General features: G+C 62.8%; 20 protein-coding genes and 1 tRNA gene. 12 read left to right on the top strand and 9 right to left on the bottom strand.

Annotation, left to right across the window (positions count from 1 at the left end; genetic code table 11):
• Nucleotides 1–552: 552 nt before the first annotated feature.
• Nucleotides 553–636, bottom strand: a tRNA-Leu gene (locus ACN2XU_RS20520).
• Between the two features lie 404 nt (nucleotides 637–1,040).
• Between ACN2XU_RS20520 and ACN2XU_RS20515 the strand changes: the two genes are divergently transcribed.
• On the top strand, nucleotides 1,041–1,550 hold the full coding sequence (locus ACN2XU_RS20515; RefSeq protein WP_419412216.1) for a Hint domain-containing protein: 510 nt from the start codon (nucleotides 1,041–1,043) through the stop codon (nucleotides 1,548–1,550).
• Between the two features lie 81 nt (nucleotides 1,551–1,631).
• Here ACN2XU_RS20515 and ACN2XU_RS20510 read toward each other — a convergent pair whose 3' ends face one another.
• On the bottom strand, nucleotides 1,632–3,245 hold the full coding sequence (locus tag ACN2XU_RS20510) for an NAD(P)H-hydrate dehydratase (RefSeq protein WP_419412215.1): 1,614 nt from the start codon (nucleotides 3,243–3,245) through the stop codon (nucleotides 1,632–1,634).
• A gap of 174 nt (nucleotides 3,246–3,419) precedes the next feature.
• On the opposite strand from ACN2XU_RS20510, the gene ACN2XU_RS20505 reads away from it, so the two are divergent.
• From ACN2XU_RS20505 to ACN2XU_RS20480, 6 genes are all read left to right on the top strand, one after another.
• Nucleotides 3,420–3,758 carry a P-II family nitrogen regulator gene (locus ACN2XU_RS20505; RefSeq protein ID WP_419412214.1) on the top strand — a complete coding sequence of 113 codons (339 nt, stop codon included), beginning with the start codon at nucleotides 3,420–3,422 and terminating at the stop codon, nucleotides 3,756–3,758.
• A gap of 102 nt (nucleotides 3,759–3,860) precedes the next feature.
• The gene (gene glnA, locus ACN2XU_RS20500) at nucleotides 3,861–5,267 is read left to right on the top strand and encodes a type I glutamate--ammonia ligase (RefSeq protein ID WP_419412213.1); all 1,407 of its coding nucleotides are present in this window, start codon (nucleotides 3,861–3,863) and stop codon (nucleotides 5,265–5,267) included.
• A gap of 271 nt (nucleotides 5,268–5,538) precedes the next feature.
• The gene (locus tag ACN2XU_RS20495) at nucleotides 5,539–6,312 is read left to right on the top strand and encodes a hypothetical protein (RefSeq protein WP_419412212.1); all 774 of its coding nucleotides are present in this window, start codon (nucleotides 5,539–5,541) and stop codon (nucleotides 6,310–6,312) included.
• A gap of 118 nt (nucleotides 6,313–6,430) precedes the next feature.
• Complete coding sequence (locus ACN2XU_RS20490) at nucleotides 6,431–7,255, top strand: lytic murein transglycosylase (RefSeq protein ID WP_419412211.1); 825 nt, start codon at nucleotides 6,431–6,433, stop codon at nucleotides 7,253–7,255.
• Between the two features lie 283 nt (nucleotides 7,256–7,538).
• Entirely contained in the window at nucleotides 7,539–8,405 is an 867-nt protein-coding gene (locus tag ACN2XU_RS20485) for a hypothetical protein (protein ID WP_419412210.1), read from the top strand.
• A 58-nt stretch (nucleotides 8,406–8,463) separates the two neighbouring features.
• Nucleotides 8,464–9,228, top strand: coding sequence for a heme-dependent oxidative N-demethylase family protein (locus tag ACN2XU_RS20480; protein WP_419412209.1), 765 nt, complete (start codon nucleotides 8,464–8,466; stop codon nucleotides 9,226–9,228).
• Here the strand turns inward: ACN2XU_RS20480 and ACN2XU_RS20475 are convergent.
• Nucleotides 9,213–10,094, bottom strand: a complete 882-nt coding sequence (locus ACN2XU_RS20475; RefSeq protein WP_419412208.1) for an endonuclease/exonuclease/phosphatase family protein — start codon at nucleotides 10,092–10,094, stop codon at nucleotides 9,213–9,215. The two genes, ACN2XU_RS20480 and ACN2XU_RS20475, sit on opposite strands and share 16 nt — an antisense overlap.
• Before the next feature lie 97 nt (nucleotides 10,095–10,191).
• On the opposite strand from ACN2XU_RS20475, the gene ACN2XU_RS20470 reads away from it, so the two are divergent.
• Nucleotides 10,192–11,415 (top strand): bifunctional alpha/beta hydrolase/OsmC family protein, encoded by a 1,224-nt coding sequence (locus ACN2XU_RS20470; RefSeq protein ID WP_419412207.1) that lies wholly within the window; start codon nucleotides 10,192–10,194, stop codon nucleotides 11,413–11,415.
• Between the two features lie 99 nt (nucleotides 11,416–11,514).
• Here the strand turns inward: ACN2XU_RS20470 and ACN2XU_RS20465 are convergent, their stop codons facing one another.
• Nucleotides 11,515–12,120, bottom strand: coding sequence for a biotin transporter BioY (locus ACN2XU_RS20465; RefSeq protein WP_419412206.1), 606 nt, complete (start codon nucleotides 12,118–12,120; stop codon nucleotides 11,515–11,517).
• Nucleotides 12,121–12,422: 302 nt separating this feature from the next.
• Here ACN2XU_RS20465 and ACN2XU_RS20460 point away from each other — a divergent pair, with 302 nt between their 5' ends.
• Complete coding sequence (locus ACN2XU_RS20460; RefSeq protein WP_419412205.1) at nucleotides 12,423–12,893, top strand: hypothetical protein; 471 nt, start codon at nucleotides 12,423–12,425, stop codon at nucleotides 12,891–12,893.
• A 93-nt stretch (nucleotides 12,894–12,986) separates the two neighbouring features.
• On the opposite strand, the gene ACN2XU_RS20455 is transcribed toward ACN2XU_RS20460, so the two are convergent.
• From ACN2XU_RS20455 to ACN2XU_RS20440, 4 genes are all read right to left on the bottom strand, one after another.
• Nucleotides 12,987–14,417 (bottom strand): NAD(P)(+) transhydrogenase (Re/Si-specific) subunit beta, encoded by a 1,431-nt coding sequence (locus tag ACN2XU_RS20455; protein ID WP_419412204.1) that lies wholly within the window; start codon nucleotides 14,415–14,417, stop codon nucleotides 12,987–12,989.
• A gap of 15 nt (nucleotides 14,418–14,432) precedes the next feature.
• Nucleotides 14,433–16,004, bottom strand: a complete 1,572-nt coding sequence (locus ACN2XU_RS20450; RefSeq protein ID WP_419412203.1) for a Re/Si-specific NAD(P)(+) transhydrogenase subunit alpha — start codon at nucleotides 16,002–16,004, stop codon at nucleotides 14,433–14,435.
• Nucleotides 16,005–16,145: 141 nt separating this feature from the next.
• Nucleotides 16,146–16,595, bottom strand: a complete 450-nt coding sequence (locus ACN2XU_RS20445) for a methyltransferase family protein (protein WP_419412202.1) — start codon at nucleotides 16,593–16,595, stop codon at nucleotides 16,146–16,148.
• 158 nt (nucleotides 16,596–16,753) lie between these two features.
• The gene (locus ACN2XU_RS20440; RefSeq protein ID WP_419412201.1) at nucleotides 16,754–17,704 is read right to left on the bottom strand and encodes an MBL fold metallo-hydrolase; all 951 of its coding nucleotides are present in this window, start codon (nucleotides 17,702–17,704) and stop codon (nucleotides 16,754–16,756) included.
• A gap of 146 nt (nucleotides 17,705–17,850) precedes the next feature.
• Here ACN2XU_RS20440 and ACN2XU_RS20435 point away from each other — a divergent pair, with 146 nt between their 5' ends.
• Nucleotides 17,851–18,600 carry an SDR family NAD(P)-dependent oxidoreductase gene (locus tag ACN2XU_RS20435; protein WP_419412200.1) on the top strand — a complete coding sequence of 250 codons (750 nt, stop codon included), beginning with the start codon at nucleotides 17,851–17,853 and terminating at the stop codon, nucleotides 18,598–18,600.
• A 150-nt stretch (nucleotides 18,601–18,750) separates the two neighbouring features.
• Here ACN2XU_RS20435 and ACN2XU_RS20430 read toward each other — a convergent pair whose 3' ends face one another.
• Nucleotides 18,751–19,347: a TetR/AcrR family transcriptional regulator gene (locus ACN2XU_RS20430; protein WP_419412199.1), complete on the bottom strand. Its 597-nt coding sequence runs from the start codon at nucleotides 19,345–19,347 to the stop codon at nucleotides 18,751–18,753.
• Between the two features lie 90 nt (nucleotides 19,348–19,437).
• Here ACN2XU_RS20430 and ACN2XU_RS20425 point away from each other — a divergent pair, with 90 nt between their 5' ends.
• Together ACN2XU_RS20425 and ACN2XU_RS20420 are read left to right on the top strand one after the other, a co-directional pair.
• Nucleotides 19,438–19,890, top strand: coding sequence for a (2Fe-2S)-binding protein (locus tag ACN2XU_RS20425; protein ID WP_419412198.1), 453 nt, complete (start codon nucleotides 19,438–19,440; stop codon nucleotides 19,888–19,890).
• A gap of 3 nt (nucleotides 19,891–19,893) precedes the next feature.
• Nucleotides 19,894–22,128 carry a xanthine dehydrogenase family protein molybdopterin-binding subunit gene (locus ACN2XU_RS20420; protein ID WP_419412197.1) on the top strand — a complete coding sequence of 745 codons (2,235 nt, stop codon included), beginning with the start codon at nucleotides 19,894–19,896 and terminating at the stop codon, nucleotides 22,126–22,128.
• Nucleotides 22,129–22,199: the final 71 nt, after the last annotated feature.

The following is a 22,199-nucleotide window of genomic DNA, read 5'->3' as shown; positions in this document are numbered from 1 at the left end:
GGTCGCTCATGTCACCGCTCCGTTTTTAGAGCCGTGAATCACGCAGCGCTTCGAAAATCAATGCATCCTGACCCTAGCGCCCGCTCTTCGGGCGAGAGAAACACCAAAGTCGTGGCAAGGGTCGATCCCTGATCACGCTTTGAAAACGCGACACCGATGTCGGTCGCGATCCTGTCGGCCAGCTTTTCCTCCACGTGTCGTCACGATAGCCCAGATGTCTTGGTCAATGCGGAAAAAGCGCCACAGGGGATTTGCCCGCCGCGCGCGCTTGTGACTTGTTCATGGCGATTTTGGACTGCAATCGCGCGACGGCACAGGACAATTTCAATGCTGTCCGTTGATCGCCACCCAATGCTGCGCGAGGCCTTGATGAACCGACTACGGCCTGCAGTCGCATTGGCACACCGATATGGGCATGAAACCGGCCGTTACGATTCATAAAATTCCGAATTTTGCCAGCTATTTTCTGCGCCTTTTGTGACCGCGATCGGAAACACAGAACGGACCAACGCCCTGATTTCAGGATAAAATTTCATGATCAAGGAATTATTTTGGTGCGGGTGAAGGGACTCGAACCCCCACGCCATAGGCGCCAGAACCTAAATCTGGTGCGTCTACCAATTCCGCCACACCCGCATCCGGCCCGGCGCAAAACCGGGCGTGGCGTTTTCTATCAAAGCCCGAACGCAAGCGCGAGAGGAAAAATCATTTCAAATTGCTGCGAAACGCCTGGCGGTGACGGCCTGCGCGTTCACCCCAAATTGCGAAATCTTGCCGATGATGGCGTGGAGCAATCCACGAGTGGCCGCATGGAACGACAGACAGTCCAGCCTCCTGCACGGTGCAGACCCACGCCCTCCTGCGGCGCGGAAGACCGCGTTTGCCCGGACACGGCGGAGGGCTGTCGGGGCTGTGATGCGGGAAAGACTCAATCGGTCTGCAATCGGCATCTTCCGCACGAAAACGACAGGACAGCTGCCGAATTCTACCCGTATTCTCGGCGCAAAATCGAAGCAGAAAACAAAGCAAGGCCCGAAGCCATGGACACCGGAAGCGCCAAAAAGGACACGGATTGCGCATCGCGCGCGCGACGTGCCCGCCACGTTTCGGCCAGCACACGGCGCAATGCCCTGACCTCGGGAACAGTGGTTCTGACGCTGGACGGCGCTTTGCCCGTCGAATTCATCTCTGAAGGTGATCGGGTGATCACCCGTGACAGCGGCGTTGCCACGGTCCGAGCGGTGCGCCGCTCGCGCGAAGTCCTGCGTACGATATTGATAAAGGCCGGTTCGCTGGGCAAGGCCCGCCCCGACCGCGACGTGATCCTCGTCGCGGGACAGGAAATCCTTGTTCGCGATTGGCGGGCCATGGCGCTGTTTGGCGCGTCGCAGGCGCTGGTCCCGGTGGAGCGGATGGTGGATGGCGAGTTCGTGCGGGAGGTTGCGACCCGCGAGGTCGAGACTGTGGCGCTGATTTTCGATGCACCGCACATCCTTTATGCCGATGGACTGGAGCTGGCCTCCGCCGATGCGGTCGTCCCTGCGGGCTGATACCGATTTCTGCCGATGTCTTGAGGGCGGTCCAAGTGGGCCGCCTTTTGTCTTGCCGGGGGTGCGGGGCGCAGCCCCGCCCTACGAAGCCAAAGCGCGAAAGACACCGGGCAGCGCTTCGGGGAGGTCCTCGGCGATCAGGCCGGGACCAAAGCTGAGTGCGCAGTCGACATGCAACCAGGCGGCGGTCTCGGCGGCCTGCATGGGATCAAAGCCCCGCGCCAGAAGCCCGGTGATGAAACCGGCCAGCACATCGCCGGAGCCGGCGGTGGCGAGCCAGGGCGCTGCGCGTTCATAGACGGCGGCGTTGATGGCGGCTCGGCCATCGAGGGCGGCGATGACGGTATCCGGGCCTTTGAGAAGAACGACACATCCGGCGCGTTTGGCCGCGTCCCGGGTGGCATCGACCTTGGAATAGGCGGGGCCTTTCGTGGGCGTCTCGGTCAATTTCTGCGCGATATCGGGAAAAAGACGCGCAAACTCGCCCATATGCGGGGTGATGACGCACGACGGATGGAGAATCTCGAACAACGCGTCGGGCTTCTCTGAGAAGGCGCTCAGAGCATCCGCGTCCAGCACCGTAGGGCGGGGTTTTACCCCGCTCCCGCTCAAAGCCGCGTGCACCAAATCCCGCGCCCGCTCCACCCCGAGTCCCGGTCCAAGGCAGAGGGCGTTCAGCCGGGCGTCGCCCAGCATCTCTACCAAGTCATCGCCCCCCTCCACCCGCCGGAGCATCAACGCGGTGATCTGAGACGCCACCTCCATCTGCGCCGCCCCCGGCACACCAAGCGTCACCAGCCCCGCGCCGATCCGCAAAGCCCCTCGCGCGGCAAGGCGGGCAGCGCCGGTGCGGCCAAAACCGCCGGAGAGGATCAGGGCGTGGCCGTGGCTGAATTTATGCCCAGGTGACGCCTTTCGTGAGGCCAGTTCGTATCCACTGTAAAACCCCTTCTCGCAAGGCTCAGATGCCAATCGAACGGCGCCAGTCGGCTTTTTGCCATCTTCCAAACCAATCGACTTCACCACAACCTTGCCGCAGGCTGTTCCGCCATCTGCAAGCACATGCCCCAATTTACGCCTGTGAAACGTGACTGTGAGGTTAGGGACGACAGACTGATCAAAAGGACTGTCTTCAACACCGAGGTACAGACCACTATCTGCACACATCCCACTCGGCACATCGACCGATACCACCCTTGGCGTTCTGTATGTCTCAATCGCCGAGGACCAGTCGTTCAATTCATCCTGAACAAAGCCCAACTCATCGAAGGGGCGCGACAGGCCGGTCCCGAAGAGAGCATCGACCGCCAGAACGGTATCGGGGTGGTCTTCGAAATAATCTTCGAAGTCCCGGTTCGGTGCCGGGGAGACCTCCCCCAATCCGCACCACCGCTCGTAATTCACCTTCGCATCCGGCGGCAGCCTCAAAGCATCGCCGTAGAGAAACACCTCAACCGCCCAGCCCCGCGCCTTCAGCAATCGCGCCACGACAAAGCCGTCGCCGCCGTTATTGCCCGGACCGCAGAGCACAACGGCGCGGTGCGCGCCCTCCACAAGCTCCGGCCATTCTTCAAGAACGGCCTCAACCACCCCCCGCCCGGCGCGCTCCATCAGCTCCAGTCCGGTGACCGCGCCGGAGTCGATCGCCGCCTTTTCAATCGCCCGCATCTGCGCCGCGGTGAGCAGTTCGGTCATGGTTAACGTCCTCGCGATTCAATTTAGATCATTTTTTGTGCGTTAAGCACAGTTTTTAATCTTGCCGATTTTTTCAGCACTTCCCTTGCGCCCAGAATGGCCCTATCCGATTGTGGCTGCCAGACAGAAATGTTCTGCACGGGTCCAAACGAATTACGAGGAGACGGGAAGCCCATGAAAAAGATCGAGGCGATCATCAAGCCGTTCAAGCTCGACGAGGTCAAGGAAGCCCTGCAGGACGCGGGCATCCAGGGTCTGAGCGTTGTCGAGGTCAAGGGCTTCGGCCGTCAGAAGGGCCACACGGAGCTGTATCGCGGCGCAGAATACGTCGTGGATTTCCTGCCCAAGGTGAAGATCGAAACCGTTCTGGATGATGACCAGGTCGAAGGCGCTATCGAAGCAATCATCGGTGCGGCCAAGACCGACAAGATCGGCGACGGAAAGATCTTTGTCAGCCCGGTCGAGCAGGCCATCCGCATTCGGACCGGTGAATCCGGCTCGGACGCCCTCTAACATCGGTCCGGTCACAGACCGGACGCCGAGGACACCGTCAGCCGCGGGACCTGCCGTGGCTGACACACGAACCCAATCATAACCAATCAGGGGAATAGCAAAATGAGCGCAAAAGATCTGCTCAAACTGATCAAGGACGAGGACGTCGCCTACGTCGATATCCGCTTCACCGATCCGCGTGGCAAGCTGCAGCACGTGACCGTGATGGAGAGCGAAGTCGATGAGGATTTCCTCGAAGAAGGCTTTATGTTCGACGGCTCGTCGATCGCCGGCTGGAAGTCCATCGAAGCCTCCGACATGAAGCTGATGCCCGATTGCGACAGCGCCTACATCGACCCCTTCTATGCCGAGAAGACCGTTTGTGTGCATTGCTCGGTCGTCGAGCCCGACACCAACGAGCCCTATGACCGCGACCCGCGCGGCACCGCGCAGAAGGCCGAGGCTTACCTGAAGTCCTCCGGCATCGGCGATACCTCCTTCTGGGGTCCGGAAGCGGAATTCTTCCTGTTCGACGACGTGAAATACTCCGTCGCGCCGAACAAGGTGAGCTTCGAGATCGACGCCGACCACGCCGCGTGGAACACCGACGCCGAGTTCGAGATGGGCAACCTTGGCCATCGTCCGACCTACAAGGGCGGTTACTTCCCGGTGAACCCGATGGACGACGGTCAGGACATCCGCTCCGAGATGCTTTCGACCATGAAGCGCATTGGCATGAAGGTCGACAAGCACCACCACGAAGTGGCGACCTCGCAGCATGAGCTTGGCCTCGTGTTCGGCTCGCTCACCGAGCAGGCCGACCATCTGCAGAAGTACAAATACGTCATTCACAACGTGGCGCACGCCTATGGCCGTTCGGCCACCTTCATGCCGAAGCCGATGGCCGGCGACAACGGCTCGGGCATGCACGTGAACATGTCGATCTGGAAAGACGGCAAGCCGCTCTTTGCCGGCGACAAGTATGCCGATCTGTCTCAGGAAGCGCTGTATTTCATCGGCGGCATCCTGAAGCACGCGAAGACGCTGAACGCCTTCACCAACCCGTCGACCAACAGCTACAAGCGTCTGATCCCCGGCTTCGAAGCCCCGGTTCTGCGCGCCTACTCCGCGCGCAACCGCTCGGGCTGCGTGCGTATTCCGTGGACCGAGAACCCGAAGGCAAAGCGTGTCGAGGCCCGTTTCCCCGATCCGGCGGCAAACCCCTACCTGTGCTTTGCGGCGCTTCTGATGGCCGGTCTCGACGGCATCAAGAACAAGATCGATCCGGGCGAAGCCATGGACAAGAACCTGTACGACCTGCCCGCAGAAGAGCTGGCCGGCATCCCGACGGTCTGTGGCTCGCTGCGCGAAGCCCTGGACTGCCTGGCCGCCGATCACGAGTTCCTGCTGGCCGGTGACGTCTTCACCAAGAGCCAGATCGAAGGCTACATCGAGCTGAAGATGGAAGAGGTGATTGCCTACGAGCATACTCCGCACCCGGTCGAATACGGTCTCTACTACAGCTGCTGATCCCTCGGCACCTGAAGACATGCGAAGGGGCGTCCAGTCGGGCGCCCCTTTTGCTTGGACGGGTCAGGACACCGACGGATATGCCCTCGGCATCATGGACAATGGTCCGAACCTTCACGGCCTTCGGCATAGTCTGGCAAGACTTTGGCGAAGCCGTCCCATTGTTGCCACAGAATTCCATTTTGGCCGAAATTCGTCCCACTTCTGAACGCATTCGCCCGGCAGTCTGACCCTGACGCAAAGAGCTCCGGCAAGGGGACCAGGAGAGACAATGACTCAGACCACCGCAAAATTGATCATGGACGGCACCGGATTCATTGCCGTCTATACCCTGGCCGAACAGCTCGGAACGGCGCTGAGCGCGATCACCGGCACCGGATTCGAGATGAAGGATCCGGCGCTGACCTCCGTGCGCGTGGTGTCCGGCGCCTACGACGCACGCATCGCGGTCGGCTTCGAAGGCGAAGAGAAAGTGACCTCTGTCGGGATCGACGGCAGCGGGTGCAGGGATGAGGCCGCCGCCCAGGCGCTCCTGGCACGGCTGGTTTTTACACTCGCCGCGGCCCTGCCCGTGGATGCGGTGATCTGGCCGGGCACCACGGTTCGGATTCCGCGACAGACATTCGTCACAGAGCTTGGCGCCGCATTGATGCCGCCAGGCGAAGATCCTGCGCCGATCACTCCGCGCCGTGTGCGCTGCGCCACCTCGGGCAAACCGCGTAGCGGACGCGGCCCGGTCCACATCGACCGCCGCAAGGCACCGCGCGCCTCTCTGCCCCGCGACGTAGGCGGGAACATCATTGGAATCCCGACCACGATGTACAGCGACGCGCATATGTCGATCTGCGACGCGGATCTGCTTTGCGGCGCGCACAAGGGCACGTTGGCCGGTCTCACCGCGCAGACGCGCGCAAACATCACCCCGGCGCCGCTGTTCCTTCATCACCCCGTGAAGGGCGAGGGATTTCGCCTCGCCTCTCTGGCGATAACGGCGGGCGGGCTCTTCACGACGCTCGGCGCGATGTCCACTCTGCCTATGCTCTGAGGCCGGACGGCACGGAGCGCGCCACACAAGCGGCATGCAAGTCAGGAATTCCCACTTGGACGACGGGCAGCAAGGCGCTACCCTTTGGAATACGTTCCGGGATTTTTTGGAGACATCCATGCGCCGCCTTTTTACCGCCCTTTGCCTGACCGCCCTGAGCGTCACCACCGCCGCGCCGGTCTGGTCGGCCAGTTGCATCACGCAAAAGGGTGCCTTCGGCCAGTACAAGGCCAACTTTGGCCAGGAAGCCGCAAAGGCCGGTATCGGCCAGCGCGGGATGCAGGCGCTCTCGGCAGCGAACCTGTCCAACATCACCTGGAAATTCGAATCGAGCCCCAGCAGTCAGACCGGCGTCTCGCACGGCGATCCGGCCCAATTCCTTGCCAAACGCTCGGGCAGCACGGCGCAGAACTTTATCAACATGGCCGCCTCGCGGATGCAGAAGAATGCAGGCCTGTTTGCCTCCATCGAGCGCACCTACGGCGTGCCGGGAACCATTCTTGCCACGATCTGGGGGCTTGAGACGTCCTGGGGCGGGTATACCGGTAAGACGCCGATCGTGGACGGCGCCGTCACGCTCGCGTCCTACTGCCGCCGCCACCCCCGCTTTGAGCCACATGCCATGTCGGCGCTGCAGCTTGTCGACCGGGGCGTGATCTCGGCGGCCACGCGCGGCGGTCCGTCCGGTGAATTAGGCCACATGCAGTTCCTCGCCGGAAACTGGCTGCGCTATGGGGTCGATGGCAATGGCGACGGCCGGGCCGATCCTTACAACGCGGCTGATGCGCTGGCCTCGGCGGCCAACATGCTGCGCCGCAATGGCTGGAAGGCCGGTCAGCCGTTCGGCGAAGGCACCGCCAACTTCCGGGCGTTGTCGGCCTGGAACGACAGCGGCAACTACCAGCGCGCCATCGCCTATTCCGCGGCCCGCATCGGCAACTGATCCGGCACCGCCCACACCACGGAACAGACCGGGGCGCAGCACAGGCTGCGCCCCTTTTCGTTGGACAAGGTCAATCACGACTCGGGACAAGCGGTTAACCTGTTCGGCCATGTTTCGCCGAAACAGGATGATCGGGGTTTCGCTTTGTCAGCCAATGCCGCCAAACACCGGCGATCCGCCACGAATTGGCGACAATTCTCCTTAACCATGCCTAAAAATATCCAGAATTGCCAAGCACAGTGTTGCCTATCAGGAGTGTTTTCTGCCTGAGCGAGGACCGACAATGTCTATTCAAGAGTATGCTTACGCTGGCCTGATCCTTCCCGATGAACGGGGCCTTTCGATCGCGCCATATCTCGATAGCTGCCAGCAGGTTCTGGCCAGGCTGGACCCTCGTCCGGTCGGTGTTCCCAAGCGCTCGGCCAAACGCCAGGCCGTGCTGGGCCATTATTTCGGACTGCGCGTCACCGCCGAGGCCGACAGCGACTATGGCCCGCGCATCCTGATTGAAGTGATTACCCGCGACGGGGCCGCCCCGGATGAGGAGACCGCCGCGCGGTTGCTCTCCGATACGGTTCTGGCTTCCCTCGAACACTCCCATGCGGACATGATCGAATGGTTTTCGCCTGATACGCTGCTCGACACAGCGGACTTTGTCCGGCTGCGCAACTACACCTCGCCGCAGCGCGCCCGGCGTGCGCCGACACATGAGCAGGACGTCGAGACGGCTGCGGCTCTCGCGGTTCAAGAGCTGTTTCAGGATCAGGCCCTTTGCGATCCCGTGTACGATCTGGACAATGCGCAGACAGCAATGCCTTCTGAGGAGCAAGTGGCCACGCAAGACCTGCGCGACCTACTCTCCGAAGACGACGTACGCGATCCGAAGGAAGCCTATAACCCGCTGGCCCGCATGAAAGCGCGTATGGCCGAAGCCGAACCGGAGGAAAAGCGGCTCAGCTTCGCCGGTTGGCTGATGTCGGGCGTGCTCGCCGTGGTGTTTTTTCCGGCAGCCGTTTTCCTGTGGATCACCGCGCTTTGGCGCGGCATGGATTTCCGTCTGACCACGCAGGTCCTGTCGGTGACCATATTGTTCGTGGCACTGGCCAACAGCAATCGTCTGCACGTTCTGCTGGGCAATGTATTGAACTGATTGCAAAGGCCGCAAAACGGGGCTTGCCGCCGCCGCGCACGGCGGTCACCTTGCGGACATGCCCGCATCCCTTGCTTCGCCGATCCTGAACCAAACGCTTCCCTATGACCCCCTGCGCCCCCGCCCCCTGCCCGGGGTTGCGCCGGTCGGTCCGGAAGGCTGGCTCATGGCAAATGACGCCTATACCGCGCAACTTTTGGAAAAGGCCCGCCTGCTGCGCGAGCGGCGCAGCGAGGTTCTGTGGCTGGATCCGGCGTATATGGAGCCTGCGCGGGAAATGCTCGCGGAGGTTCTGCTCCAACTGCCGGAGGGGTTCATTGACACGGACGATGGTGTGGTCTGTCCCGATGGCCGCCGCGTTGTGCCGGACGCGGCGGACCCGCTTGGCTCGATCGGGGCGCTGATTCAGGAAGATCTATGCTTGCTTGTCAAAGAGGGGTCGGAGCACGTGCTGCGCGGCGCACTCTTGTGCTTTCCGGCAAGTTGGACGCTCGCTCAGAAGGCCGGCAAGCCGCTGCTCGGCATCCACACGCCCGTCGCGTCCTATGACGCAGATCTGGGCAGGCGGGTGCAGCGCTTGTTCGACGGCATTCGCCCGGGGCGTCCGCTCTGGCGGTTCAATGCCCTGTGGTATGACGATCCGGCCCTGTTTCAGCCGCGCCGCGAAGACGACCCGCGCCATGGCAAAACCAGCGCCGCGCCCCCCTTCTTGCGCAGCGAGCGGCAGGGCCTCTACCGGCTGCCGCAGAGCGGCGCGGTGGTGTTTTCCATCCACACATTCGTCTTGCCGCGCGCGACGGTCACGGATCAGTTCGGCAGCTGAAGCCGCACCCACTGCCCGCGATGATCCGAGCCAAGCCGCGGCGTTACCCGGAGATCGAAACCGCTTCCGGGCGGTGCCAGGATGTGGTCGATGCCAATCGGCAAACCCAGGTAGGGCAGCGAAAACGTGTGCGTGTAGGGACCGATCCGCCGCGAGCCAGTGGCAGCCTCGATGCGGCGCAGCGTATGCGACCAGCCCACGGAGTTGAAATCACCGCCAAGCACCACCGGCCCGTCCAGCCGCCGCAGATCCGGCAGGATACCTGTCACCTGCTCGGCCTGCGGGTAGGGCCACGGCCAGGGGATATGCAGGCTGACCATCCAGACCGGCCCCGCCGACGTCTCGACCTGCAGCGCGGCAATGCCGTCCGGCTTCGAGCACAGCGCGCGGCCCGCAACCGGCGGCAGGCGGGTGAGCACCGCTTCGCCGACTTGAAATGCGGGGCAATGCAGCCGGTACGGATAGAGTTCGGCAAGCCGGTCCAGCATGACAAGATTCGCCGACGAGACCTCCTGTAGCAGCAGTACATCGGGGGGGATCCGGGTGATCATTTCCAGCCAGTCATCCCACTCCGTCCGGTTCCAGAGCAGGTTTTGCTGCACGATGGTCAGATCGCCGGGGTGCGCCGCGGGCGGGGTCTGTTTCGGCATGGGCAGATGCGGGGCAAGTCCGGCAAGGGCCAGCGCCACCAGCGGCCAGCGCAGGCGGCGCGTCAGATCGCTCCACAGCACCGCGAGCGCTAAAAGCACAAGCAGCGGCACGCGGAACACCGCAAGCGAATCCCCCGCCGGATGCAGCGCCCCGGCAAAACCGGCAAGCAGCGCCAACCCGAGCGCCGCTGCAATAACCCTCAAGAAAACGCCCATGTCTCTCACCTTGCCGTGACGCGGGGCCACCAGACCTTGTTCAATGGGCTGCTGCCCGTCACCTATAGGGAAACCGCCGTTAACACCGTGTCACGCCATGCCCCTTGATCGCTCCACAGACCGTCTCACCTTTCCCGGCCATTCCGGCGCCATGCTGTCGGCGCGGCTGGACCGACCGGCGGGGCCGCATCTGGCCACGGCGCTTTTTGCCCATTGCTTCACCTGCGGCAAGGACATTCCAGCCGCCAGGCGCATTGCCGCGCGGCTTGCCGGGATGGGAATCGCCGTGCTGCGGTTTGATTTCACCGGGCTGGGCCATTCGGAGGGCGAGTTTGGCAACACCAGCCTATCGTCGAATGGCGCAGACCTCGAAGCCGCCGCCGCGCATCTTGAGAGCCTCGGAATGGCGCCTTCGCTGCTTATCGGGCATTCGCTTGGCGGTCTGGCGGTGCTGCGCGCCGCGCCACGCCTGCCCTCCGTCAAGGCGGTGGCGACCATCGGCGCGCCCTTCGATCCGGCGCATGTCACAAGCCATTTCGAAGAGCATCTGGATGACATCCGCGCGCATGGCCGCGCCGAAGTTCAGCTTGGCGGGCGCCCGGTGACCATCGGCGCCGACTTCCTTGAGGATGTAACCCAGGGCGATCGAGGGACCGATCTGGCCGCGATGAAGGCCGCTCTGCTCGTTCTGCACGCGCCGCGCGACGCCGTCGTCGACATCTCGAACGCCACAAGGATCTTTACCGCCGCGCGCCATCCCAAGAGCTTTGTCACGCTGGGCGACGCCGATCACCTGATCAGCGATGCCGACGATGCGGAGTATGTCGCGGAGGTGATCGCGGCTTGGGTGTCGCGCTATCTGGACCTTGCGCCGCCCGCCCCACCGATCGGTGCGCCGGAGGGGGTGACGCGGGTTTCGGAGGCCGATCCGAAAGGGTTCTTGCAAGATATTCAGAACGGGCCATGGCACCACGCGCTTGCCGATGAGCCGAAGGCCTATGGCGGCAGCAACCGGGGCATGTCGCCGTATGGCTTCCTTGCCGCAGGGCTTGGCGCTTGCACGTCGATGACGATCCGGATGTATGCGCGACGCAAGGGCTGGCCGCTGCGGCATGTGTCTGTGGATGTGACCCACGACAAACTCCATGCGCAGGACGCGGGCACCGGGGCCAGCTCGCGCATCGACAGTTTCACCCGGCGGATCACGCTGGAGGGCAATCTGAGCCCGAAGCAGCGGGCGCGGCTCATGGAAATCGCGGACGCCTGCCCGGTGCACAAGACACTGGAAACCGGCGCGAACATCCGAACAGAGCTCGCCTGAGCCTGTGCGCCGCGTCCACGAAAAAGGCCGGGCCCTTGCGGGTCCGGCCTTTTGTGCAACAGGGCGTAGGGCGGGGCTGTGCCCCGCACCCCTCCGGGGTCAGTCGCGGGCGCGGCCGACAAGCGCCCATGCGGCGGGCAGGATCACGGCGGCCAGAGCCAGCTTGATCGCATCACCCAGCAGGAACGGTGTCAGGCCCCATGCCAGGATCGGCTTGTCGAAGCCATAGAGCATACCCAGCCAGATCAGACCCGGCACATAGAGGATCACGTTGCCGATCAGCATGGCGCCGGCCATCTTCGGCGCCGAGCGGTCCCAACCACGGCGCGCGAGCATGCCCATCACGCCAACCGCGATGACATAGCCGAGAAGATAGCCACCGGTGCCGCCCATCATGTATTCAATGCCGTTGAGGTCGGCGGTCGAGCTTTGGAAAATGTCCATGCCCAGCATGCCGAGGATCATGTAGCCCATGATCGTCACGAGACCGAGACGCGCCCCATAGGCCGCACCGACGGTCAGGACGGCAAAGGTCCCCATGCCCATGGCAACGGGCGAGCCCGGCACCGGCACCTTGATCTTGGCCATGACCGCCAGAAAGGCGATGCCGAGCACAACAAGAGCCACCTGCTTGACGCGCCGTGCCGCGCCTTCATTCGCGCCAAAGGCTTCCGCCAGCACGTTGCGATCCATCGTAAGGTTCATATCGAGCCCCCGTTCAAAACTTGTTTCCTTGCCTCATTTGTGCCTCAAGCCCAATGCTACCGCAAGTCTCCATTGCTGCGTGGCAGCGGTAAATTTGCAAAGTGAACTTTGCATCTGCAAACCAAAAATCAGGGAAACAATTGACTGACGCCGCAGGGGCAAATCACGGCGTTGCAGTGTGCACAGGCCATAGGCACACCATAAACACGTTGTTCCCATTGGTTAACTCAACCAATTATAGTATGTTGGGTGGAGCCTGCAAAAGATGAATCCGCATTTCCTCGCAGGTAAGAGAGTTTAGTATGCTTGAAATTCATGGCGGTCTCGTCGCAAACGGTACAATCCTGTTCACGCGGCATATTGGTCTGCATACCCCAGCCGCAATGCAGCGCGAGATTCTGCGCGTCGTGCAGACCTTTTCCAATCACGCAGCGTTGCCGGAAATCGTCGATCTCTCGGAGCTGACGGGAACAGAGATGGAATTCAGGTCTTCAAACACCGTGACCGACGCCATCCTGCGCCATATCGAGCCGCCCGCCCCTGCGGAAAAGAAGCGGGTCGCCATCTATGCGCCATCGGACACGATCTATGGCATGGCCAGGGTTTATACGAGCCTGCTCGAGCTCAAGAATGCGAATGTCGAGGCTATGCCCTGTCGAACCGCGGCTGAAGCGCTTTCGTTTCACGAGCTGCCGGAGACATGCTTTGAACATCTCGAAGGCTATGACCGTATCGGCCCGCTTCCTCCCGAAACCGCGGCCTGCGGCCTTTGATCCCGGCGGCCCGGGCGTCCCGCCGCTGGCCCCACCAAAACAGAAGGCCCGCCCCGGTCTCCCGGGACGGGCCTTTTTTCATGTCATGGGCAATCAGATTTTCTGTAGAAGATCGCCGATCGACTGCTTGGCGTCGCCGTAATACATCCGCGTGTTGTCCTTGTAGAACAGCGGGTTTTCGATGCCCGAGTAGCCGGTGCCCTGCCCGCGCTTGGACACGAAGACCTGCTTGGCTTTCCAGACTTCGAGGACCGGCATGCCCGCGATGGGCGAGTTGGGATCATCCTGCGCCGCCGGGTTCACGATGTCATTGGAGCCGATCACGATAACCACATCCGTATCCGGGAAGTCGTCGTTGATCTCGTCCATCTCCATCACGATGTCATAAGGCACCTTGGCTTCGGCCAGCAGCACGTTCATGTGCCCGGGCAGACGGCCCGCCACCGGGTGGATTGCAAAGCGCACGTTTTTTCCCTTGGCGCGCAGCTTGGAGGTCAGCTCCGCCACGTTCTGCTGCGCCTGTGCCACCGCCATGCCATAGCCCGGCACGATGATGACGCTGTCCGCCTCATCCAGTGCGGAGGCCACACCATCGACGTCGATCGCCACCTGCTCGCCCTCGACTTCCATCGCCGGACCCGAAGTGCCGCCAAAGCCGCCGAGAATGACGGAGATGAAGCTGCGGTTCATGGCCTTGCACATGATGTAGGACAGGATCGCACCGGAAGAGCCAACCAGCGCGCCGACCACGATCAGCAGATCGTTGCCAAGACTGAAGCCGATGGCCGCCGCCGCCCAGCCCGAGTAGCTGTTGAGCATCGAAACCACGACCGGCATGTCGGCGCCGCCGATGCCCATGATCAGGTGATAGCCGATGAACAGCGCCGCCAGCGTCATGATGAACAGCGGCAGGAAGCCACCCGAGGAGAAATACCAGATCAGGCAGAGCACAGAGATCACCGCCGCGGCGATGTTCAGCATATGACCGCCGGGCAGCTTTTTCGCCGCCGAGGTCACCTTGCCCGCAAGCTTGCCATAGGCCACCACGGAGCCGGTGAAGGTGATCGCCCCGATCAGGATGCCAAGATAGAGCTCAACGCGCAGGATGTTCTGTTCGACGTTGGTCTTGTGCGCCAGCAGCTCGGCAAAGCCGTGCAGGCCTGCGCGCTCCTCCGGCGTCATCGACAGCACATTGTTCAGCTCAAAGTGCGCGTTGAAGCCCACGAAGACCGCCGCAAGACCGACGAGGCTGTGCATCGCCGCGACAAGCTGCGGCATTTCGGTCATTTCGACCTTTGTGGCCACGTACCAGCCGATGATTCCGCCTGCGGCGATGAGCACGATCGACAGCAGCCAAAGGCCCGAGCCCGGGCCGATCAGCGTTGCAAAGACCGCCAGCGCCATGCCGACGATGCCATACCATACCGCCCGCTTCGCGCTCTCCTGGCCCGAAAGGCCGCCGAGGGAGAGGATGAAGAGGACAGCCGCGACCACGTAGGCCGCCGTTGTGAATCCGAATTCCATTGTGTTTGTCCCCCTTTACGACTTCTGGAACATGGCGAGCATACGCCGTGTCACCATGAAGCCGCCGAAGATGTTGATCCCGGTCATGAAGACCGACAGCGCCGCGAGCAGGATCACGAGGAAACTCCCCGAGCCGATCTGCATCAGCGCGCCAAGGATGATGATCGAAGAGATCGCGTTGGTGACGGCCATCAGCGGCGTGTGCAAGCTGTGCGACACGTTCCAGATCACCTGGAAGCCGACAAAGACCGACAACACGAAGACGATGAAGTGCTGCATGAAGCTCGCCGGAGCGACGAGCCCCACGGCCAGAAGCAGCGCCCCGCCCACGGCCAGCAGGGTCACCTGCTGCTTGGTCTGCGCCTTGAAGGCGGCGACCTCTGCCGCGCGCTTTTCTTCGGCGGTCAGCTCCTTGACCTTTTCCTTCGGCTTTGCCGCGATGGCCGCGACTTTCGGCGGCGGCGGCGGGAAGGTGATTTCGCCCTGATGCGTTACCGTCGCGCCGCGAATGACATCGTCTTCCATGTTGTGGTTGACCTTGCCGTCCTTCTCGGGCGTCAGATCGGTCATCATGTGACGGATGTTCGTAGCGTAAAGCGTTGAGGACTGCCGCGCCATGCGCGACGGGAAGTCGGTATAGCCGATGATGGTGACGCCGTTGTCCGTGACGACCTTCTCATCCATCACCGTGCCTTCGACGTTGCCGCCCTTCTCGGCGGCGAGGTCGATGATCACGGAGCCGGGCTTCATCGCCTTGACCATATCCTCAAGCCAGAGCTTGGGCGCCTCGCGGTTGGGGATCAGGGCGGTGGTGATGACAATGTCGACTTCCGGGGCCAACTCGCGGAACTTGGCCAGCTGCGCTTCTCGGAACTCGGGGCTGGAGACGGAGGCATAACCGCCCGTGGCCGCGCCGTCCTGCTGCTCTTCCTCGAAGTCGAGATAGACGAACTCTGCGCCCATGCTCTCGACCTGCTCCGCCACTTCGGGGCGCACGTCAAAGGCATAGGTGATCGCGCCCAGCGAGGTGGAGGTGCCGATCGCGGCAAGGCCGGCAACGCCAGCCCCGACAACCAGAACCTTTGCCGGGGGCACCTTGCCCGCGGCGGTGATCTGACCGGTAAAGAAACGGCCAAAGTTGTTGCCGGCCTCGATCACGGCGCGATAGCCGGCGATATTGGCCATCGACGACAATGCGTCCATCTTCTGCGCGCGGGAAATGCGCGGCACCATTTCCATGGCGATGACGTTTGCGCCTTTTTCCTTGGCCTTGTTCAGGCCTGCTTCGTTCCCGCCGGGATTGAAGAAGGTGATCAGCGTTTTGTCGGCCGTCAGCTGGTCCAGCTCGGCATCCGTGGGGATGCGCACCTTGGCGATGATGTCGGACTGGCTCCACAGGTCATCGGCAGAGCCGACGACAGTGACACCGGCCGCTTCGTAATCCGCGTCGGCGAAGTCAGCCTTGGCCCCTGCCCCGGCTTCAATCAAGCACTCATAGCCCAGCTTCTGCAGCTGAGCCGCCGAATCCGGGGTCATCGCGACACGCGCTTCTCCCGCTTCGACTTCCTTTGGCGTCCCAATTTTCACGTTTGTCCCCCTTGGTCAGGTTCTCGGTCTCGCCCTTATGGGGCGTTGATCGCTGAATGGTCTACATTGCTGACCTAGCTACCACAAGCAGCATGGCCCATCCATCGGCTGAGGTGTCATAGACCACATGAAAGGCGAGAGTTAAAGCCACCTTCTCGTTTGTTGCGTGTATCTGTGGAAATCAGCAAGAAACTTACCCTTTAGTCGCAGCTCTTCCGGCACGATAAAGCGCTTTTCGAGGATCCAGACGAAGACCGGAATCAACGGCAGTGCAAGAACGGCATCCCAATAGAGGATCAGCCCGGTCAGGATGAGCGAATCGCCCAGATAGATCGGATTGCGTGTGCGCTTGAAGATACCGGAGGTGACGAGGCGGTCGGCCTGCTCATGCGGGATGATCGTGGTGCGATGGCGGCGCATCTCGTACGCGGCCAGCGCGATCAGGACGAGCCCGCCCCCGACGAGCACCCCGCCAATCAGATCCGCCCAGACCGGCCCGAAGCTCAGCCCCATGGAATGGAACGTCTTCTGCCACCATGCCAGCGACAGGCAAGCCAGTAACCAAACCGGCGGCATGTCGATCCATTTCATCTCCGAATACTCCTTCGCGGATTCTCTGCCCTATGATAGGCGCGGAAGCCGCCCCGGCCCAGAGGTCAGGGCCGCGACACACTCACCACACCATCGCGAAGCGGGATTAGGGCGTGTGCCGGGCTGCAGCGGTCGCCGGGCATACGCGCCCCGCGCTCTCATTCCCATTCCATTTCCTCGAAGACCCGTCCGGCATTCTTCGTCGCCAGCTCCTCGAAGGTATCGAGATACGTCCAGCGCGACTGATCCACATAGTAGGCCCCGGCCAGATCGCCGCCCTCGTCGATATGCGCACCGATCTTCTCCCGCAGATCGCTCAGGTAGCCAACCGTTTCGATCGTCACCATCTCCATGTTCGTCGGATGGCCATGGCCGGGAATGACATAGGTCGCGCCCAGGTCGGTGAACGGTCCTTCAAAGGTTTCGATCCAGCAGCTTGTGCAGGTTCCCTCGAAAATCGGCGGCATGCGCTCGTGAAAGGCGATGTCGCCTGCGATCACCAATCCCTTTTCCGGTAGCCAGACCTGCACGTCGCCCGGATCATGCGCCGGACCGAGGTGCAACGCGGTGATCGTCAGGCCGCCCATGCTGGCGTCGTGGCTCTCGGAAAACGACAGGTTTGCCGGCACCACCCGCGTGCCCTCGGCCTTGTCGCCGTTGTACCCCTGCATGCCCATCAGGATGAAATCGCCGTTTTCCTCGACCTCGGCAATCGCGTCCTCATGCGCCAGGATATCCACCCCGAGATCGGCCCAATAGGCATTGCCAAGCATCGCATGCCCTTGCCCGTTTTCATTGATCACCAGCTTGACCGGCTGATCGGTGACCGCCTTGATTTCGTCATGCAGCGCCGATGCCAGCCGTACGCTCGCGCCGCCATTGATCACCACCACGCCATCCCCGGTGACGATGAAGGACAGGTTGTTGTTGTGACCGGCATTTTCATATGTCGGAGGGGCGGTCGCCCCGATCGCCGACCAGACACCGGGGATCACCTGCACGGGTTTGCTGTAAAGCTCGGACTGCGGATAAAGATCCGCGATATCCTCATGCGCAGCCGCGGCAGAGGCGACCGCCACCAGCGCCAGCATCGAACCCAAGATCTTCATTCCCACATCCTCCTGACAGTGCAAAAACACATTCGCATGTTTGAATTCAGATGCCAAGCACCCCAGCTCGCCCGCTTGCCACCGCGCAGCATCACGATAGGCTGGCGCCAAAGCCAGGAGTCGGCAATCCACGGGAGGAAAACACCATGCTAACAGGCAAACACGCGCTGGTCACCGGCGGCGGCACAGGGATCGGCCTTGCGATTGCGCAAACGCTGGCCAGTCACGGCGCAGAGGTCACGATCACGGGACGCCGCGAAGGCACGCTGCAAGCGGCCGAGAGCCAGCGCATCCACGGGCTGGTCATGGACGTGAGCAAGGATTCCTCCGTGGTGGATGGCGTGGCTGCCGCGGTCGCCGCACGCGGCCCGATCCAGATCTGCGTGCCGAATGCCGGCATCGCGGAAGGCCGCTCGCTTCTGAAAACCGACATGGACTTCTGGCGAAACATGATGGCAACGAATCTCGATGGCGCTTTCGTCACGATCCGCGAATGCCTGAAAACCATGACAAAGACCGATTGGGGCCGGGTGATCGCGGTCTCCTCCATCGCCGGGCTGAGGGGCTTGCAAGGTGCGCCCGCCTACAGCGCCTCGAAACACGCGCTGATCGGCCTGATCCGGGCGCTCTCGGCCGATTATGCCACCAGGCCCTACACCTTCAACGCGCTCTGCCCTGCCTATGTGGACACCGACATCGTCATTCAAAACACAAGCTCCATCATGCAGCGCACCGGCCTGCCCGAGGACGAGGCGCGTAAGCTGATGACGGACCTGAACCCCCATGGCCGCCTCGTCACCCCCCAGGAGGTCGCCGAGGCCGCCCTCTTCCTCTGCGGGCCCCACTCCGGCAGCGTCAATGGACATGCACTTCAAATTGCGGGCGGCGAAATCTGAGCGCGCGCCCATTGCGTCTTTGGTCCTGAAATACCTCGGGGGAGTCCTGAAAGGACGGGGGCAGCGCCCCCACGCGCGCCAACGGCGCGCTTCGGGCGCGTTTTCGCAGAAAACGCGCCCGCTGTCGGATCGCGAAGCGATCCGACACCCCTAGTCCGGAACAGTCAGCGCCGCCGCAAAGATCCGCGCCATGCGGTCGAGATGCGCAAGATAGCTGTCATAATCCGGGGATCGTCCCGCCGCCTTGGCGCCTTCGAGCGCGGCAATCATGCTGTCGGCCAGCGCCTCGGGAGGATCGTCGAGACGGATGCACCCGGCTCGCGCCTGCCCCTCCAGCCAGTCGGCAAAGACGGCAACCATCCGGGCGCGCCCCTCGGCCGCTTCATGCGCCGCGATGGCGTTGCCAACATCCAGCATATCGGCGCCATGCGGGCTGCGCAGCAGGATCTCCATGGCCCGGCCGGACTTGGCGCGGAAGGCGGACCGCAGTTGCTCCGACACGGGCCCCGGCGCTCCGAGCGCCGCGCTGATCGTTGCGCAGGCTTCGTCATAGAACCCAGTCACAAGCGAGCGCGCGATGTCTTCCTTGCCCTCGAAATACTGGTACAGTGCCGGGCGCGACATCCCGGCCGCCCGGGCGATGTCTCCCATCGACGCCCGGCGAAAGCCATATTGCGCAAAAACGCCAAAGGCGGCTTCAAGAACCGCCTGCCGTTTGCCCTGATCCTTGCCCGCGTCGTCTTTCATTGTGACACTCTGACAAACTGGCATCAAACTGTCAATTGACACGCTGACACATTGGGGCAATAGTGTCAGAACCCAGAGAAAGGATGCCCCATGGCCAGGATTACCGTGAACGGAACCCAGCACGATGTCGATCTCCCAGGTGAGGTGCCCCTGCTCTGGGTGCTGCGCGATCAGCTCAACCTGACCGGCACGAAATACGGATGCGGCGTGGCGTCCTGCGGGGCCTGCACCGTGCAGATCGACGGCGAGGCGGTGCGCTCCTGCCAGGTGGCGCTCTCCGATGTCTGGGGTGATGTGACCACGATCGAAGGGATCGGCCAGCCGGACAATCTGCACCGGCTGCAGCAGGCGTGGATCGACCACCAGGTTGCGCAATGCGGCTATTGTCAGTCCGGTCAGATCATGCAGGCGGCGGCCCTTCTGGCGGAAAACCCCGCGCCGACCGACGATGACATCGACGCGGCGATGAATGGAAACCTGTGCCGCTGCGGCACGTACCCGCGCATTCGCTCCGCGATAAAATCCGTCAGCAAGGGATCATAAGGCATGGCCAGCATTGGAAAAATCGCCCGACGCAGCTTTTTGTTCGGATCGCTGGCCGTGGTTGGCGGGGCCGCCTTTGGCGCCTGGTATGTCGCCCGTCCGGCCCCGAATCCGTTGCGGACCGGTGACGGCGAAGCCAGCCTCAATCCCTTTGTGATGATCACTCAGGACGGCATTCAGCTTATCGCGCCCCGCGCCGAGATGGGCCAGGGCACGCACACCACATGGGCTGCGCTTCTCGCCGAAGAGCTGGACGTGGACCTCGATCAGGTGACCGTGATCCACGGCCCGCCGGCCAAGGCGTATTACAACACCGCGCTGCTTGCCGAAGGCCTGCCGAACAAGGGCTATGACGCCAGCGGTTTCATGCATTCGCTGGGCGAGGCCATGGGCGTGCTGGGCAAGGTGTTCGACATGCAGGTCACCGGCGGCTCCACCGCCATGAAGGACGGCTTCGAGCGGATGCGGGTGATGGGCGCGGGCGCGCGCGAGATGCTGAAGGAGGCGGCGGCACGGCGGCTGGACGTGGATCGCGCCTCCCTGAGCACCGAGGCCGGAATGGTCATCGCCCCCGACGGGACACAGATCGCCTATACCGATCTCGCCAGCGACCTTGAGGGCATTGCGCCGCCGAACGTTCAACTCAAGCGCCCGGACGAGTGGCGCATCCTCGGCAAGACCCAGCCGCGCATCGACGTGCCCGCAAAGTCCACCGGCACCGCGCAATTCGGCATCGACACCCGCCTGCCCGGCATGAAGTTCGCCGCTGTGCGCATGGCCCCGACCCGCGCCGGGATGAAACGCTTCGACGGGTTCGAAGCGGGCCGGATGCCCGGGGTCGAGAAGGTCGTGGATCTCGACGATGGGCTGGCCGTCATTGCCAGCAACACATGGCTGGCAATGCAGGCCGTGCAGGCGATCGAGGTCGAATGGCAGGAAGCCCGCTATCCCAAGACCACCGAAGAAGCCTTTGCCGCGCTGGACGCCGCCTTCGAGGACGCGCCGAATTCAACCATGCGCGACGATGGCGACAGCCTGCAGATGCAGGGCTCGGAGATGATCGAGGCCGAGTACCGTGTGCCGTTCCTGTCGCACGCCCCGCTGGAACCGATGAATGCAACCGCCTGGTTCGATGGCGATAAACTGCGGATCTGGTGTGGCAATCAGGGGCCCACCTTCCTGCGCGCGCGCTGCGCCGAGGCGGCGGGCCTTGCCGAAGAGGATGTGGAGGTCACTGTCACCCTGATGGGCGGCAGCTTTGGCCGCCGGGGCGAATTGGATTACGCGGTGATCGCCACGAAAGTCGCAGCCGCCATGCCCGGCACACCGATCAATGTCACCTGGTCGCGCGAAGAGGACATGACGCATGACTTCTACCGCCCGCCCGCCGTTGCGCGCATGAAAGGTGCGGTCCGGGACGGGCTGCCGGTGGTGTTCGACGCGCAGGTCGCCTCGCCGTCAATCGCGGCGCAGGCGCTGGGCCGTTGGATTGGGTTTGCGCCGTCGGGACCGGACCGCGGCATCGTCGACGGTCTGTTCAACCAGCCTTACGGCATCCCGAACTACCGCGTTCGAGGCCATCGCGCGATGATCGAGCCGCCGCTTGGCTTCTGGCGCTCGGTCGGGGCGAGCTATAACGGCTTTTTCCACGAATGCTTCATGGATGAACTGGCGCAGGCGGCGGGCGCGGACCCGTTGGAGATGCGTCTGAAGCTGACCCGCGACGAATGGCTGCCTGCCTTCTACTGCCTGGAGGCGGTGCGTGACATGTCCGGCTGGACCGGCACGACGCCGGAGGGCACCGGGCGCGGGCTGGCCATGGTCTACAGCTTTGGCACGCCGGTTGCGGTGGTGATCGAGCTTCAAAGCACCGAAGGCGGCATTCGCCTGACCGGTGCATGGATGGCGGCGGATGTGGGCGTTGCGCTCGACCCTGGCAATATCGAAGCGCAGCTGACAGGCGCGCTGGCCTATGGCCTGTCGGCGGCGATCGGGGAGGAGATCACCTTCGCCGATGGCATTGCCCAGCAGCGGAACTTCCCGGATTACGAGCCTCTGCGCCTGAGCCAGATGCCACCCGTGACCGTGAAAATCCTGCAAAATCAGGACCGTCTGAGCGGTATTGGCGAGCCGGGCACACCGCCCGCCGCCCCCGCGCTGGCCAATGCGCTGTTTGATCTGACCGGCACGCGCTTTCGCGATCTGCCGCTGAAAAAGCACGTCGACTTCTTCGTCTGACCTGGCCCGCGCGGCCCCCGATCCAGCACCGCCCGGCCCTTTCAACGGCCGGGCGTTTTTTTGGCGTGATG

The sequence above is a fragment of the Pacificoceanicola niger genome (assembly GCF_048553275.1).
Taxonomy (GTDB): domain Bacteria; phylum Pseudomonadota; class Alphaproteobacteria; order Rhodobacterales; family Rhodobacteraceae; genus Pacificoceanicola.
Note: the sequence above shows the minus strand (reverse complement) of the source record. Positions and strands in the feature narration are given on the sequence as shown.